10 protein-coding genes are annotated in these 16,924 nt (G+C 48.8%); 9 read left to right on the forward strand and 1 reads right to left on the reverse strand.

Going from position 1 to position 16,924, the window contains the following annotated elements; translation table 11 throughout:
- Positions 1–31 precede the first annotated feature (31 nt).
- From ispG to der, 5 genes are all read left to right on the forward strand, one after another.
- Positions 32–1,144, forward strand: a complete 1,113-nt coding sequence (gene ispG / locus CBE72_RS17340) for a flavodoxin-dependent (E)-4-hydroxy-3-methylbut-2-enyl-diphosphate synthase (protein ID WP_100145342.1) — start codon at positions 32–34, stop codon at positions 1,142–1,144.
- 118 nt (positions 1,145–1,262) lie between these two features.
- Positions 1,263–2,540: a histidine--tRNA ligase gene (gene hisS, locus CBE72_RS17345; protein WP_100145344.1), complete on the forward strand. Its 1,278-nt coding sequence runs from the start codon at positions 1,263–1,265 to the stop codon at positions 2,538–2,540.
- Between the two features lie 18 nt (positions 2,541–2,558).
- Positions 2,559–3,179: a YfgM family protein gene (locus tag CBE72_RS17350; RefSeq protein ID WP_100145346.1), complete on the forward strand. Its 621-nt coding sequence runs from the start codon at positions 2,559–2,561 to the stop codon at positions 3,177–3,179.
- 9 nt (positions 3,180–3,188) lie between these two features.
- Complete coding sequence (bamB, locus tag CBE72_RS17355; protein ID WP_100145347.1) at positions 3,189–4,376, forward strand: outer membrane protein assembly factor BamB; 1,188 nt, start codon at positions 3,189–3,191, stop codon at positions 4,374–4,376.
- Between the two features lie 79 nt (positions 4,377–4,455).
- Positions 4,456–5,922 carry a ribosome biogenesis GTPase Der gene (gene der / locus CBE72_RS17360; RefSeq protein WP_025887505.1) on the forward strand — a complete coding sequence of 489 codons (1,467 nt, stop codon included), beginning with the start codon at positions 4,456–4,458 and terminating at the stop codon, positions 5,920–5,922.
- Between the two features lie 172 nt (positions 5,923–6,094).
- Here der and xseA read toward each other — a convergent pair whose 3' ends face one another.
- On the reverse strand, positions 6,095–7,438 hold the full coding sequence (gene xseA / locus CBE72_RS17365) for an exodeoxyribonuclease VII large subunit (protein WP_100145349.1): 1,344 nt from the start codon (positions 7,436–7,438) through the stop codon (positions 6,095–6,097).
- A gap of 117 nt (positions 7,439–7,555) precedes the next feature.
- On the opposite strand from xseA, the gene guaB reads away from it, so the two are divergent.
- The 4 genes from guaB to CBE72_RS17395 all read left to right on the forward strand — a co-directional run bounded on the left by guaB (position 7,556) and on the right by CBE72_RS17395 (position 16,860).
- Complete coding sequence (gene guaB, locus CBE72_RS17370) at positions 7,556–9,022, forward strand: IMP dehydrogenase (protein WP_100145351.1); 1,467 nt, start codon at positions 7,556–7,558, stop codon at positions 9,020–9,022.
- A 103-nt stretch (positions 9,023–9,125) separates the two neighbouring features.
- Positions 9,126–10,703 carry a glutamine-hydrolyzing GMP synthase gene (gene guaA / locus CBE72_RS17375; RefSeq protein ID WP_028779200.1) on the forward strand — a complete coding sequence of 526 codons (1,578 nt, stop codon included), beginning with the start codon at positions 9,126–9,128 and terminating at the stop codon, positions 10,701–10,703.
- 725 nt (positions 10,704–11,428) lie between these two features.
- Positions 11,429–15,082 carry a restriction endonuclease gene (locus CBE72_RS17385; RefSeq protein WP_100145353.1) on the forward strand — a complete coding sequence of 1,218 codons (3,654 nt, stop codon included), beginning with the start codon at positions 11,429–11,431 and terminating at the stop codon, positions 15,080–15,082.
- 896 nt (positions 15,083–15,978) lie between these two features.
- Complete coding sequence (locus CBE72_RS17395; RefSeq protein WP_100145801.1) at positions 15,979–16,860, forward strand: LysR family transcriptional regulator; 882 nt, start codon at positions 15,979–15,981, stop codon at positions 16,858–16,860.
- Positions 16,861–16,924: the final 64 nt, after the last annotated feature.

The raw sequence follows: 16,924 nt of genomic DNA on the forward strand, positions 1-16,924 counted from the left end.
CCAGGGCGCCGAGTCAACAGAGCAGAATACGATGTACAGTGAAAATCCGATAAAACGCCGTCCTTCCACCCGCATCTATGTCGGCAATGTACCTATAGGTGATGGCGCTCCCATCGCAGTGCAGTCGATGACCAATACCCGCACTACAGATATAGAAGCCACAGTGGCGCAAATTCGGGCGCTGGAAACCGTAGGCGCCGATATCGTGAGGGTGTCTGTGCCTACCATGGATGCCGCCGAAGCGTTCAAGCTTATCAAACAGCAAGTCAAGGTGCCGCTGGTGGCCGATATTCATTTCGACTACCGCATAGCCCTTAAAGTGGCGGAATACGGCGCCGACTGTCTGCGTATTAATCCAGGCAATATAGGCAATGAAGAGCGTATCCGCGCAGTGGTTGAGTCTGCCCGTGACAAGAATATCCCCATCCGTATCGGGGTAAACGGCGGCAGTCTCGAAAAAGACTTGATGGACAAATACCAAGAGCCCACCCCGGAAGCCTTGCTGGAATCGGCAATGCGTCATGTGGATATTCTCGACAGGCTCAACTTCGATCAGTTCAAGGTCTCGGTGAAGGCATCGGACGTGTTCTTGGCGGTAGAGTCCTACCGTTTGCTGGCGAAACAGATTAAACAGCCATTGCACCTTGGGATCACCGAAGCCGGTGGTGCCCGTGCCGGTGCCGTTAAATCGGCCGTGGGTCTGGGTATGCTGCTGGCCGAAGGCATAGGCGATACCTTGAGAATATCGCTGGCTGCCGATCCAGTAGAGGAGATCAAAGTCGGTTTCGATATCCTCAAGTCACTGCGCATTCGCTCCCGCGGAATTAACTTTATCGCCTGCCCATCCTGCTCAAGGCAGGAGTTTGATGTGATAGGCACGGTCAACGCCCTGGAGCAGCGCCTGGAAGATGTTACCACTGCCATGGATGTCTCCATCATAGGCTGTGTGGTCAATGGCCCGGGGGAAGCCCTGGTGTCCCATATTGGCCTTACCGGCGGTAACCGCAAGAGCGGTTATTATGACGAAGGTGAGCGTCAGAAAGAGCGTTTCGACAACGACAATCTGGTCGATGCCCTCGAAGCCAAAATTCGCGCCAAGGCGCAAATGATGGAAAACCGTATTTCAGTCAAAGAAGCCGAATAATCCCTGATGACGTGAATGTGAACTGGCCAGCGCTGGCCAGTTTTACGTTTGCCGGTGAAGCGCCTATAATGGCTGGCATTTTTGAATTTATAGCCCCAGAGCAAAACGAGTCGAGATAGTGGCAAAACAGATCCAAGCGATTCGCGGAATGAATGACATTCTGCCAACTCAAAGCCCCGTATGGCAAAAAGTGGAGGCGGTACTGCGCGCCTCGGTTGCCTCTTTCGGTTACAGTGAAATCCGCACACCTATCGTTGAGAACACAGACCTGTTCAAGCGTTCGATAGGGGAAGTGACAGATATTGTCGAGAAGGAGATGTACACCTTCGCCGATCGCAACGGTGACAGCCTCACCCTGCGCCCGGAAGGCACCGCCTCGACAGTTCGTGCCGGTAACGAACATGGCCTCTTGTACAACCAGGAACAGCGTTTGTGGTATATGGGCCCCATGTTCCGCCATGAGCGGCCACAGAAAGGGCGCTATCGTCAGTTCCATCAGTTCGGGGTTGAAGTTTATGGCATTAAGAGCGCCGATATCGACGCCGAAGTGTTGATGCTGTCTGCCTCTTTGTGGCAGAAGCTTGGATTGACCGAACATGTTTCGCTCGAGCTGAACACTCTGGGTGACAGCGACGAGCGCGCCGCCTATCGTGAAGCGCTGGTGGCCTTCCTCGAGCAACATAAAGACAAGCTGGATGAAGACAGCCAGCGGCGCATGTACAGCAACCCACTGCGGGTGCTGGACTCTAAAGATCAGCAGGTTCAATCCTTGCTGGCCGATGCTCCGGCGCTGATGGACTACCTGGGTGAAGACTCCAAGGCACATTTTGCCCGCTTGTGTGAACTCCTGGAGGCCGTTGGTATCCAATACAAGGTTAACCCACGCCTGGTACGCGGATTGGATTACTACAACCGCACCGTATTTGAGTGGGTCACCGATAGTTTAGGCGCTCAGGGCACTGTGCTGGCCGGTGGTCGTTACGACGGTCTGGTGAGCCAGCTTGGCGGTAAAGAAACGCCGGCAGTAGGCTTTGCCATGGGACTGGAGCGGATTGTTCTGCTGCTGGAAACCCTAGAGCTGAACGCCGATGTTGCTGCCGAAGTGGATGTCTACGTGACCGCCATGGGCGATGACTGCGTAATTGAGGCGATGAAAATTGCCCAAGAACTGCGTGAGAAGCTGCCCAAGCTTAAGGTGATGAGTCACTGCGGTGGTGGCAACTTCAAGAAACAGATGAAAAGAGCCGATAAGAGCGGCGCGGGTTTTGCGCTGATTATCGGTGAGACCGAACTGGCCAACAATAAGGTGGCGGTGAAACCGCTGCGGGGTGATGGCGCTCAGCAGGATGTTGAACGCCAGGCCCTGGCCGACTATTTGGCAGAACTGATTAAATAATTTAGAGGGGAAGTGCGGGTGGAAATCTACAGCACAGAAGAACAACAAGTTGAGGCGATCAAGCAGTTCTGGAAAGACTATGGTGTTTCGATAGTCGCTGGTGCCGTAATTGGCCTGGGTGGCCTTTATGGCTGGAACTACTATTCCGATGTCAAAGTGGAACGTGCCGAAGCCGCCTCTCAGGCTTTTAACCAGGCCTTGATGCAAGGCGGTGATGAAGCGACAGTGATGGCTGCTGCGGCCGAATTTGACAAGCAGCATGCCCAGGCCGGTTACTCGGCACTGATGCAACTGATTGTTGCCAAGAGCGCGGTTGAGGCCGGCGATCTGGCAAAAGCTGAAGCAGCCCTCAAAACCGTGATTGCCGCTAAGCCGGGTGATGCCCTGACAGCGGTTGCCACCTTGCGTCTGGCACGTATTCAAGCCGAGCAGGGCCAGGTTGCTACCGCTTTGACCACGCTGGATCAAGTCAAAAATAGTGCTTTTGCTACCCAAAGAGATGAGTTCAAAGGCGATCTGTTGCTGCGTCAGGGCGAAACCGACAAGGCGAGACTCGCTTATCAGGAAGCCGTTAAAAATGGTGGCGTGACGACCAGTCCGGCGCTGCAGATGAAACTCGATAACCTGAATCAGGCATAAGGAAGGCCAATGAAGTCGTGGTGTAAAACCCTTTTGGCTTGTGGCATGGCCATAGGCGCACTGACAGGTTGTGCTTCCAGCGATGTGGAAGAAGAACCCGTGAGTCCACTGCTGGAACTCAACGCCAGCGTATTCCCAGAGGTCAGCTGGAGCGCTTCGGTTGGCAGTGGTGTTGGCGATTATTACTCCCGTCTGCGTCCCGCAGTACGTTACGGCAAAGTCTTTGTCGCCGACCGCTATGGTGAAGTAACCGCCTTTGACGAAACCAGTGGTGAGAAGGTCTGGAGCACCGACTTCAGTGAAGCGTTCCGTGATGGTGCCCTGAAAAAGAACAAGGGCGCCCGTCTGGCATCAGGTGTGACCGCAGCCCGTAACAAGGTGTTTGTCGGCGGTGAGAGTGGCCTATTGGCAGCGCTTGATGCCGAAACCGGTGAAGTGCTGTGGCACGCGGTAGCCGATGGCGAGCTGTTGTCCTTGCCCGCAGTGGCCGAAGACATGGTGGTGGTCAACAGCAGCTCAGGCTCGCTGGACGCCTTTAATGTCGACACAGGTGAAAAGCTTTGGAGCTATGAAGCTTCCTTACCAAACTTGACTCTGCGAGGCACCAGTTCACCGGCATATGCTCAGGGCGGTTTCTTTGTCGGTACGGCCGATGGCAAGGTCGCCGTTGTTATCAAAAACAACGGTCAACCCGCTTGGGAGCAACCGATCTACACCCCTAAAGGTGGCAATGAGTTCAGCCGTATGGCCGATGTCGATATGACGCCGCTGTTGCTGGGTGATAACCTGTACGCGGTGAGCTACAACGGTAACCTGGTGAGCATGGAAATGCGCAGTGGCCGTATTGTTTGGTCACGCAAGTACTCCAGTTTCCACGAGCTAGACAGTGCTGGCTTGAGCCTGTTTCTGGTGGACGATCATAGCCGTGTATACTCAGTGGACAGACGTAACGGTCTGGAGCTGTGGAGTAACTCGGAACTGGTCAACCGGGATCTGACCGCACCGGCTGTGTTCCGGGACTATGTGGTTGTGGGTGACTTTGAAGGTTATCTGCACTTTATCGATCGCAGCAACGGCCAAATTGTCGGTCGGGTGCAGATCGACAGCTCGGGCCTGTTCAGTCAACCTCTGGTGGTTGACGACAAAATCTATCTGCAGACCCGGGATGGCAAAATTGCCACAGTAACTCTGCCCTGAACCCAGGCTTTGATACTGCCAAGCCCCTGGGAGTGTGTTCCGGGGGCTTTTTATTGAGAAGTTTTAAAGAGGCAAAAAGATGATTCCTGTAGTGGCCCTGGTAGGGCGACCCAATGTCGGTAAGTCGACCCTGTTCAATCGTCTGACCCGCACCCGTGATGCACTGGTGGCGGATTACCCAGGCTTGACGCGGGATCGTAAATACGGTCGTGCCTATCTGTCAGGTTACGAATTCATCCTGGTGGATACCGGCGGTATTGACGGCACCGAAGAAGGCATAGAAACCAAGATGGCCGAGCAATCGCTGGCGGCTATCGAAGAAGCGGATGTAGTGCTGTTTCTGACAGATGCCCGCGCCGGTTTGACCGCGGCCGATCAGGCCATAGCCCAACATCTTCGTAGTCGGCAAAAGACCACCTTCGTGGTGGCCAACAAGATTGACGGTATCGATGCCGATTCCGCCTGCGCCGAATTCTGGGCCCTGGGCCTGGGTGAGGTGTATCAGATGGCGGCGGCTCATGGCCGCGGCGTTACCAATATGATTGAGTATGCGCTGGCTCCTTTTGCCGAGGCGATGGGGATTAACCCGGATGCGCCCGAGGAAGAGAAGGTCGACGAGCGTCAATACACAGAAGAGGAAGCCGAAGCCGAACAGGCCAGACTGCAGGACCTGCCTATCAAGCTGGCGATTATCGGCAAGCCCAACGTGGGCAAGTCGACCCTGACCAACCGCATCCTCGGTGAAGAGCGGGTAGTGGTTTATGATGAGCCGGGCACCACCCGTGACTCCATCTATATTCCAATGCAGCGTGAAGGCCGTGAGTACGTCATCATAGATACCGCCGGGGTGCGTCGCCGCGCCAAGGTGCATGAAGTCGTTGAAAAGTTCTCGGTGATTAAAACCCTGAAAGCGGTTGAAGACGCCAACGTGGTGCTCTTGGTTATCGATGCCCGTGAAGGTATCGCCGAGCAGGACCTTGGTTTGCTGGGTTTTGCCCTCAACGCCGGTCGGGCGCTGGTGATTGCGGTCAACAAGTGGGACGGCATAGACAACGACGTCAAGGAAAGGGTCAAGAGTGAGCTGGACCGTCGTCTGGGCTTTATCGACTTTGCCCGCATTCACTTTATCTCGGCGCTGCATGGCACAGGCGTGGGTCATCTGTATGAATCCATCGAAGAAGCTTACGACAGTGCTACCAGACGGGTGTCCACTTCGCTGCTGACCAAGATCATGCAGATGGCGCAGGACGATCATCAGCCGCCTCTGGTCAATGGTCGCCGGGTCAAACTCAAGTATGCTCACGCCGGTGGTTACAACCCGCCTATCGTGGTGGTACACGGCAACCAGGTATCCAAGCTGCCGGATTCCTACAAGCGCTATATGATGAACTACTACCGCCGCTCGCTGAAGGTTGTGGGTACGCCCATCCAGCTGCGCTTCCAAGAAGGGGCCAACCCCTTTGAAGGCAAGGGGGAGAAACTGACCCTGAGTCAGGAAAGACGCCGCAAGCGGATGATGGCGCACATCAAGAACAAGAAAGCCTGATAGGGTTTTCGCAAAACAAAGCCGGGTTTGACCCGGCTTTGTTGTTTCTGATGGCCAACATCACACCTGAATTGGGGGGGATGTTTAATCAAGGGCCAGTGAACTGGAATAATATCTACGAACGACTCACAGTTGGGTCCTTTCCTAGCGAGGAGCATGTATCTGATTGATGCTATTCCTCTATGATAGCTTCAATTCTTGAGAGCAGCGCGCCCTGTTTCAACTGGGTGCGCATCTGCTCGCCGACTAGGGCGTCCTGGCTGTTTTCGAGGACTTTCCCGGCTTCGTTCTTGCTGATGCTGTAACCTCTGGACAGAGTCGATAGTGGGCTGACACTTTCCAGCGAATGGGCGCTGGCCCCCAGGCGTGCCTTGGCCTCTTTCAGTTTATCGGCTATGGCATCCTGCAACTGTTGACCGAGATAATTCAATCTGCTGCCTTCCAGGCTCAGCTTGTGGGCCGGGCTCTGGGATTCGAGGCGGCTCTTGAGCTGTAGCTGTCTGTGTTCCAGCCGGTGCAAGCGATTGTTGATGGCGGCCGTCATTCTCAGTTGCTGCTCATCAAACTGCTGTACCAGCTGCTCCAGCCGCCGCTTGGGATCCTGGCGTTGCAATTTGTGATCCAGCAGTGACAGCTGTTGGCGTTTGGCTAAGTGCCAGTGTTGCCAGCCCTGGCGCAGCCTGGCCATGGCAGTGGTCAGCTTTTGCCGCTTGTTGTCGACATCCTGGGATACTAGCTCGGCGGCGGCCGATGGGGTAGGGGCACGCAAATCGGCGACATAGTCACTGATACAGGTATCCACTTCATGGCCCACCGCTGAAATTACCGGCAGGGCGCTGTTGTAGATGGCGTGGGCCAGATTTTCATCGTTGAAACACCACATATCTTCCAGGCTGCCGCCACCGCGGGTCAGCAGTAACAGATCCACTTCCAGCCTCTGGTTGGCCACGGTGAGTGCCTCAATAAGCTGGTTGGTGGCAGTACCACCCTGAACCTGTGAGGGGTAGATCACCACTTCGATGGAAGGATCGCGGCGTTTCAGTACATGCAGTACATCGCGTATGGCAGCGCCAGTGGGGGAGGTGATCACCCCGATGCGCTGGATATTGGCCGGTAGTGGTCGTTTGGTATCGGCGGCAAACAGGCCTTCGGCCGCGAGCTTCAGCTTCAGCGCTTCATACTGCTGTGCCAGCAAGCCATCACCGGCCGGCAGCATGGTTTCGATAAGCAGTTGATAATCGCCCCTTGGCTCATACACACTCAGGGCGGCTCGCACCAGCACTTGCTGGCCGTTGACCGGGCGAAAGGTCACGTTCTGGTTGCGGCCACGGAACATGGCGCAGCGAATTTGCGAATGATTGTCCTTGAGTGTCAGATACCAGTGGCCCGAACTTGGACTGGCAAAGTTGGAAATTTCACCATTGAGCCAAATTCTGCCTAGGTTTCCCTCCAACAAGGCGCGAACTTCGGCATTGAGGCGGGAGACGGTATATACCTGTTTTTTGGGCTCTGGCATGGAATTTGCGTTCAAATTGGAATTTTTCTCTATTTTCCCATTTACCACCCCGGGGTTGCAAGGTATAATGCCGCCGCAATATTTCACCTTCAATCTAACCCCCGGGGAGATGTTGCAATGCTACGATTAATTAAAGAAGCGCTTACCTTTGACGATGTGCTGCTGGTTCCGGCCCACTCGACCGTTCTCCCTAATACCGCTAATCTCAAGACCCGTTTGACCGACAAGATCGAACTGAATATTCCCTTGGTATCCGCCGCAATGGATACAGTGACCGAAGCTCGTCTGGCGATTGCCATGGCGCAGGAAGGTGGTTTGGGCTTTATTCATAAGAATATGAGTATTGAGCAACAGGCTGAAGAAGTTCGTAAAGTGAAGATCTATGAAGCAGGTGTAGTCCAACAGCCTGTGACTGTGAAGCCTTCTACGACTCTGGCCGAACTCAAGGTATTAACCGAAAAGAACGGATTTGCCGGCTATCCGGTAGTAAATGAAGCCAATGAGTTGGTGGGTATTATCACTGGCCGTGACGTGCGCTTCGTGACCGATACCAACCGCCTGGTTTCTGAAATCATGACCCCGAAAGAGCGTCTGGTGACTGTACCTGAAGGCACCAAGCTGGATGAAGTACAAAAGCTGATGCATTCCAACCGCATTGAAAAAGTACTGGTTGTGAATAGTGAATTCCAGCTCAAGGGGCTGATCACAGTTAAAGATTTCGAAAAAGCCGAACGTAAGCCCAATGCCTGTAAAGATGAGCTGGGTCGTTTGCGTGTCGGTGCCGCTGTTGGTGCCGGTCCAGGTAACGAAGAGCGTGTTGATGCGCTGGTCAAAGCCGGTGTCGATGTACTCTTGATTGACTCTTCTCACGGCCATTCTGAAGGCGTTTTGCAACGTATTCGCGATACCCGTGCCAAATACCCGGATCTGCAGATCGTTGGTGGTAACGTGGCAACAGCCGAAGGCGCCCTGGCGCTGGTTGAGGCCGGTGTGAATGCGGTTAAAGTCGGTATTGGCCCTGGTTCCATTTGTACTACCCGTATCGTTACCGGTGTGGGTGTACCACAAATCACTGCGGTTTCTGATGCTGCCGCTGCTGTTAAACACCTGGGCATCCCTGTGATTGCCGATGGTGGTGTTCGCTTCTCCGGCGATCTGGCCAAGGCGCTGGCGGCCGGTGCATCATGCATCATGGCCGGTTCCATGTTTGCCGGTACCGATGAATCTCCAGGCGAAACTGAACTTTACAAGGGCCGTGCTTATAAGTCATACCGTGGTATGGGGTCTCTGGGCGCCATGTCAAAAGGCTCTTCTGATCGCTACTTCCAGAGCGACAACGCTGCCGACAAACTGGTACCTGAAGGTATCGAAGGCCGCGTTCCCTATAAAGGCAAAATCAAAGAGATTATCCATCAGTACATGGGCGGTCTGCGCTCCTGTATGGGGCTGACAGGTTGCGCCACCATTCAGGAATTGGGTGAAAAGGCCCAGTTCGTCAAGGTGACTTCTGCCGGTATGGGCGAATCCCACGTTCACGATGTGACTATCTCCAAAGAAGCGCCGAACTACCGTTCAGGCGTTTAACAAATTCGGGGCGGCATGAGTGTCGCCCTTGGTTTATAAGCAGATAAAAACTGTGCCTGTTACGGCAGGCACTGCAATCAAACTAAAGAGATAAAGGTTATCAATGAGCAATATTCATGAGCACAAGATACTGATCCTTGATTTCGGATCCCAGTATACCCAGCTGATTGCCCGTCGTATCCGCGAAATTGGCGTTTACTGTGAACTCTGGGCCTGGGATGTCAGTGAAGAGCAGATCCGCGAGTTTGCCCCTCAGGGCATTATTCTGGCCGGTGGTCCCGAGAGTGTCACCGCCGACAATTCTCCCCGTGCCCCTGAGTATGTGTTTAACGCAGGCGTGCCTGTACTGGGTATCTGCTACGGCATGCAGACCATGAGCGAACAGCTGGGCGGCAAGGTTATCCAGGGCATAGGCGAGGGTGAGTTCGGTTACGCGCAAATCGAACTGCTGGCCGAATCTGCACTGTTCAAAAACATCGAAGATGCCGTTAATGAAGCCGGTCGTCCATTGCTGGATGTATGGATGAGCCACGGTGACAAGGTCTCGGCCATCCCTGAAGGTTTTGTCGCGGTTGCCAAGACCGAAACCTGCCCATTCGCCGCCATGGCCAATGAAGCCAAAGGTTTCTACGGCGTGCAGTTCCACCCTGAAGTGACCCATACCCGTCAGGGCAAGCGCATGCTGGAGCATTTCGCGCTGGAGATCTGTGGCTGTGAAGCCAAGTGGAAACCCGCTTCCATCATCGAAGACGCCGTTGAGCGCCTGAAAAAGCAGATAGGTGACGACGAAGTAATCCTGGCGCTTTCCGGTGGGGTCGACTCCTCTGTTACCGCCATGCTGCTGCACCGCGCCATCGGCGACAGACTCACCTGTGTGTTTGTCGACAACGGCCTGTTGCGTTTGAACGAAGGCGAGCAAGTGATGGAGATGTTCGGCGACCACTTCGGTCTCAACATCATCAAGGTTGAAGCCGAAGACAGATTCCTCAATGCCCTTAAAGGCGAAAATGACCCTGAAGCCAAGCGCAAGATCATCGGCCGGGTATTTGTGGAAATCTTCGACGAAGAAGCCGGTAAGTGCGTTAACGCCAAGTGGCTGGCCCAGGGCACCATCTACCCTGATGTTATCGAGTCTGCCGGCAGTGCCACAGGCAAGGCCCATGTGATCAAGTCACACCATAACGTCGGCGGCCTGCCGGAAGATATGGAGCTGGGTCTGGTTGAGCCGCTGCGTGAACTGTTCAAAGACGAAGTACGCAAGATTGGCCTGGAGCTGGGCCTGCCTTACGACATGCTCTATCGCCACCCATTCCCTGGCCCAGGCCTGGGTGTACGGGTACTCGGCGAAGTCAAGAAAGAGTACTGCGATCTGCTGCGCCGCGCCGATGCCATCTTCATCGAAGAGCTGCGCAAAGCCGAACTGTACGACCGTGTCAGTCAGGCCTTTACTGTGTTCCTGCCGGTTCGCAGCGTAGGTGTAATGGGCGATGGCCGTAAGTACGACTGGGTTGTGTCTCTGCGCGCCGTGGAAACCATCGACTTTATGACTGCCCATTGGGCTCACCTGCCGTACGACTTCCTCGGCCGGGTGTCCAACCGCATCATCAATGAAATCGACGGTATCTCCCGCGTGGTGTACGACATCTCAGGCAAGCCACCGGCAACGATAGAGTGGGAATAATTCCTCTCGGGATCGGGTTTTAAAAAGGCGCTTCGGCGCCTTTTTTCTATTGGTACTTTATCTGCCTTAAATTGTGGGATTTGTGAATAGTTTTATAGGTTTTTTTGGGCATAAACTGATTATGGAGTTTAGCTTTCTACCCCAAAACCTTGCGGAGGTATTTGGTTTCTTCGCTTTGATTTTCATTCTGATGCTGGCTTTCTATTTTTTGGCAGTGGCTGTACAACACCGTATACGGCCCGAAGATGAAAGCCATTGCCGACAAAATGGAGGTATTCCAAAACAGGTTGGCCGGGCGTGCCTACAAGGACATAACGAGATCGGTCGATCAAATCGACAAAATGAGACGCTGGCAGTTTGGCAGCTACAAGTAGTTAGAAGGTACATGTTGCCTGTGATGGTGCACCGGTCCGCATTTCCATATACATCTGACCGATATGGTGATCACACAATATATGGTAAAGCTGTAGCTCGTTTCTGGACAGAAGTGTGTTGGTGTATTTGCTAATTTAGTGTTTAACGGATTGTATGGGGTACTGCAAACCTCTACCTATTGGCCAAATTCACTCATCTACTACTAGCCAAGCATCAGAATGCAACCTTCCCAGCAATAGCGACTTCGTTACGTTTATTGGAAAAAGTACACAATAACAAGTAAATTTTGATGGAGTAACCATCTGATTTACTTCTACTACTTGAGTGAAATTTGCTGCCCTTCTGGTAATATGAAAGAGCCTTTATTAAGAGGTCAAACTAGTCAATCTATAAAGTTCAAGTTGGTTCCTATGCAGAAAAAGTCAGTAACTAAGCCACCACTATATCAAGGCCACGCTCTTTCATTAAATCAACTTACGCCTGAGGACTTTGAAGACTTTACTTATCAATGCTTAACCATCTTGAGCGAGCATATCGGCCTCGAAATGCAAAGTGGCCGTCAGCCTGCTGCTGATCAAGGTTTTGATTGCGTTGCAAAAACGCTGGATACCAACAGTATCGTTTGCATACAGTGCAAACGATACTCAAGCACTAGCTTGAGTGTGGATCTTACGGCTAAAGAGATCATTAAAGCTGCATTAGATGCGGCAATCAACGGTTCAACAGTTGAGCAACACTACATTATCACTTCAGGAACAGTAGCTGGTAATTTAAGAATAGCTCTTAGGCAGGACAACTACACAGATATTAAATCTAAGTGTAAAGAAATCATTTCCAAAGGTGATTTTCAGCCTAGTTTGCTCAACAAAGTAAAAGAGCTAGGGTTATCAAGTTATACCTTAGTTTCCGACTACTTGGACAACATTAAAAAACTGATAGTTTGGTCTGGTACCGATTTTACAAATAACCTCTTAATCGTATGGGATAAGCTAACTAATATCATTGAAAAACACTATTCTGTTGAAAGAGTATTAAAAGATTCACCTACGCCTAACTTTAATACAGTAGAGTATTGTGAAAAAGTAGCTAATAAAGGAACTCGATTTGTCGGGCTTTGGTATAGCCATACTAACCTACCGAATAATCTGGTTAGCAACACACGTGTAGAGACAATAGGAAACGGTTTCCTGTCAACCGAAGACATTGCTAATCTATTGAGAAGTGGAAACAACGTCGTTCTCTCATCATTGGGTGGCAGCGGTAAGTCTAGTACTTTAATTAACTTAGCTAGTACGCTAGTTAAAGATGCATTCGATATAGAATTTTTGCCTGTACTTATAAAATTAAGAAGTTACTCTAGAGGTAACTTAGAAAAAGCCATCAATCAATCACTTGATATTTCTTATGGTTCATGGAGGAGTTTACCCTACAAATGTATATTACTTCTTGATGGATTAGACGAAATGATTCAAAGCGATACACAGGCTTTTTTTGACGAATTATCAGCAATAATTGGTAATAATTCTTTTATTCTATCATCAAGAAACACAGGTGTTTCCGTAGAAACTCTTGCTGAAAAGGTTGATTGCTGTCTTGAGATCAAGCCTCTATCCTATCGGGATGTTGTAAATATTTCTTCAAAATCAATGCTAGAAAGTGAGCAAAATAAATTTTGTAATCTATACAGAAACAAAATAGGAAGTGTTGGATTTAACTTTTTATTCTCTCCTTTTGCTCTATCACTCTCAATTAAATACTATCAAGACTGTGGGAAATTGCCTGAAAGTTTAAACGAAATTATTGAAAACTGGATTTCTTCTAAAGTTAAACTTGATAAGTGTAGGATCAAGAATACATCTCTCATTGTAAATAAACTACCCTATTTTAAAGTGAAAGAAGCTTTTTCACTTGTTACATATAAAGCCATTTTTCAAAAGGGCTTAACCTCTCTGTCAGAAGCTGATTATTGGGAGCTTTTGGGGGAAACATATAATGAGCTGACTACTCAAGGTTTATCTGTAGCGAAGATGTTGAGCTTTGAGTCATTCTTGGAGTTGCTTGAACAGCATGAAATATATGTCAAGGACAATGATGGTGTTTACTCCACGCCTCATAAGATAATCTCAGAATACTTAGCTTCGATTGAGTTAAGCAAAAACTGGAGAAGCCATAAAAATAGCTACCTACACTCTGAATATGATATTTGGTTATATTGCAGCACATTCATTAACAATGAAGAAAAACAAGAATTTATTGAATTTATGTTCGAATGCGATCTTTCACTAGCGACCAAGGTCGCTAAACAATATGGCGGGGATTTTATAGAGTTTGTTGAAGAAAGAATACTCGAACTAGAACAAAACTTTGAAGTGATAATTAGAAGTAATGCTATATATTCTCTTGGTATTTTGGGTACTCAGAAGTGTATTGAGCGGCTCAAATCTAGTGAAGGTTTACTTGATCCTCATCACCAATATCAGCGACGAAGAGCGCTAGCTATCAATGGCGACCGTGACACACTGATTAGCATTCTCGCAGATAACGAGATCAAGGCACAGATGCCTATGAAGATATCAGGAGGTGAATATGAGATTTGGTTTCAGTGTCCTCCAACTCTTATTACTGAGATCGCTAGAGAGCGTCTGAATACTTGGAAAAATGATCAAACCACTCCTGTTTGTATGAGCCTAAGAACCTTGAGAATTTTTGGTGATAATTCTGATATTTCTAACATCAAACTTATATTGCAGGAAACATCAAAGGAGCAAGAGTTTAATGATGCTGCCGTGACTCTTTACAGTATAGATAATGAGTGTCTGATAGAGTCGCTAGAACTATTGGCAGAACCTTCAAATGACAAGTCATATTGGGCAAAGAAAAACCTCACAGCACTTAATTTTAATTGCAATATTGATGATGAGATCACTTTTTTTATTGAGCAAGGGCTAAAGTCTCAAGAAGAACTAAGTGACCAGAGCTATATGTATGGAATGCATAGCTTCGTTGAGTTCATCTGCAAGAATAAAATAACTGATGAACATATTGAAAAGCTCATTAGTGCGTATAGAAAACTAAATTTTCCAAGTGATTTTTATTATTGCAATCTATTTTGGTATATCGCTAATTCCACTAAATCTGATAAATTTATGCCCTTGGTAGAGTCCGCTTATTTGCGAAATAATCCTTCGGAGATAAATAATGCTATCGCTTATCTAGCAAAGCTTGATTCTCTTGATATAAGTCAAAAGTTAAAAAACAAGATAGATGATTATTTTAAATCACTAGATAGTGAACTAAAAGGCATTTATCACAACTACATCCACTTCTATTTTAAACATGGTTCAAAAGATTTAGCAAAGAGCTTGCTTATTGACGAATTTAATAGCACATTTGGTAATCTTGATCCCCAAACGATAACTAGAGAACAATATATTTCATTTAATTTTCCTAACGCCTCAATCTTTAACATACTATCTAAATGCGTGAGTGAAATTGATTTCTCCATAGAGATGTCACTAAAGTTCCTGTTAGTATGCAGTGAACACATGGCTGATATAGCCTTGTCAAAATATAGCATATTAAACAAAATAGATAGAGCCACACTAGACAATTATGCAGAACAAATAAAAGATGATTCTGTTAGAGTTTCTGAAGTAAGTTACTTGCTTAAAAATAATTTATCAAGCATGCCTTTAATACAACTGGAAAAGTATCTACCATACTTTCTTTCCCACCATATGTACTATCCGACATTAGAGGCTTTATATAATAAATATTGGAATGATAATTTAGCCCGTTCCTTTCTAACGTGCTTTATCACACATAACTGGAGTGATGTCTCTGCTCAAATGTTTGATAAATACATCAACTTCTTTTTGACCTTATTTACTAAGGAGCAGTTAGAGGAGTTTGAAAGTCAACGCACTACGGATGTCAACGTTTATATCGAAAGGATCTACAGAATTTGGCTTGGCTCATACAAGGTACACTACCAAAAACTGTAGAGACCTTGGATTCAGTCCTTGCTTTTTGCATGGCATTACTCAAAATATTGCAAAAGCCTCATGTGCAAGTTTGGGGAGCGATTAGTGCTGACACGCTTTGGGGCAAAAGTGTGTTATGGGCTTTAGCAACAAGAGTCAGTACCACTTACTCTGACTCGATATTGAGGTAGCGTTACTTGGTCGAGGATTTACTCGGCTTTAGATCCGGAGTGTTTCCTGGTGTTTTTTTATTGTCACGTCGACGCTGATCTGGCTTGCCAGTCGACTTGGCTATTGGTTTTGGTCCTGGTTTCAAACCCATGATTTAATCCTTTTTTTAATGAGGACACTCCTCATGCGGGATCTTGGGGCAATGCCGATGGCTTTCAAGGTGTGTATGAAAAATAATCCAAAAATATCCCCAAGGTTTCTTGCTGGTAACTCAGGTTTTGATGCTGGATTTAAAATCCCCAGCGACAGGCGGGAGACATATGATGGATAGAACTAAATCTGGTCCGTATTTACATATTGCTGAAGAGAAACAAGCGCTTCGTTGTGATATGGCTAATCCTCCATCTGGGCCAAAGCCGAACTAAAACGTCGACGAGCAGCAAAGAACAAAAATTATGCGCATGGTATATATGATGTTATCGAGAGTAATTTATTTTTAACTGCCTATTATTTAAGTGTATTTTCTTACCATTGATATTGGAGTAGGGGGAGAACAAGCCCTCTCGGGATAGTGATTTAAAAAGGCGCTTCGGCGCCTTTTTACTGTTTTGGGGCGCGATACCAAAGGAGGACTCCGGCGTTTGCGAGCATTATCCGTAGAAATCAGTTTGTTAAAAATGAGTGTTTCAGCTGGTAATATTTGCTATAAATGCAAAAAATGCTGATGATGTATTTAGGTAAGAATGATGAAAACACGCTCCGATGACTTGGCAATACTGCTGGCGGTTGTAGACAATGGTGGCTTTTCTCCGGCAGCTGAGCTTTTGGATATCCAGGTCTCGCGGGTTTCAAGGGCGGTGAGTAAGGTTGAGAGTCAGCTTGGGGTTTCAATACTCAATCGTACTACGCGCCGCATAGAATTAACCGAGGAGGGACGGCAGTTTATTGATACAGTTCGTCTTGGTTTGTCGCAAATTCAGCAAGCAGAAGAAGAGATTATCACCAGAGGGACATTACCCAAGGGGCGTCTACGCGTCGATGCCGCAAGTCCGTTTGTGTTTCACCAACTGGTGCCGCTTATCCAGCCCTTTATGCAAGCCTTTCCGGATATTGAACTGGAACTGACATCCAACGAAGGGTTTGTTGATCTGTTGGAAAAGAAGACAGATTTAGCGATTCGAATAGGTTCTTTAAGCGATTCGACGCTGCACGCACGGCCGCTCGGAAAGAGTTTGCTCTATGTTGTCGCTTCGCCTGAGTACCTGGCAAGACGCGGATTTATCAATAAAAGCAGTGAGCTTATTCATCACGATTTATTGGGTTTTTCCAGCCCTAAAACCCTTAACGATTGGCCGCTCAAAGGGATTGGTCGTATCACCCCAACAATAACATCGAGTAACGGTGAAACGGTGAGACAACTGGCATTACAGGGCAATGGTATCGCTTGCTTATCGGGATTTATGGTGAAGAAAGATATCAGTGAGGGACGTTTAATCCCTTTATTGGAAAGAGAAAAAATCACCAATATAGGACGAGAGCAGATTAATGCCGTTTATTATAAATCCTCCAATGTTGCCAAGCGTATCTCTGCTTTTATTGACTTTATTCAGCCTAAATTGATGCTATGACTCGGCTTTGGGCAAGGTCTCTTTGCGGTTTGCGTCGGCGATAATTCAGTCCTCCTCTAACGTT

This window comes from Shewanella carassii, assembly GCF_002777975.1.
GTDB classification, from domain to species: domain Bacteria; phylum Pseudomonadota; class Gammaproteobacteria; order Enterobacterales; family Shewanellaceae; genus Shewanella; species Shewanella carassii.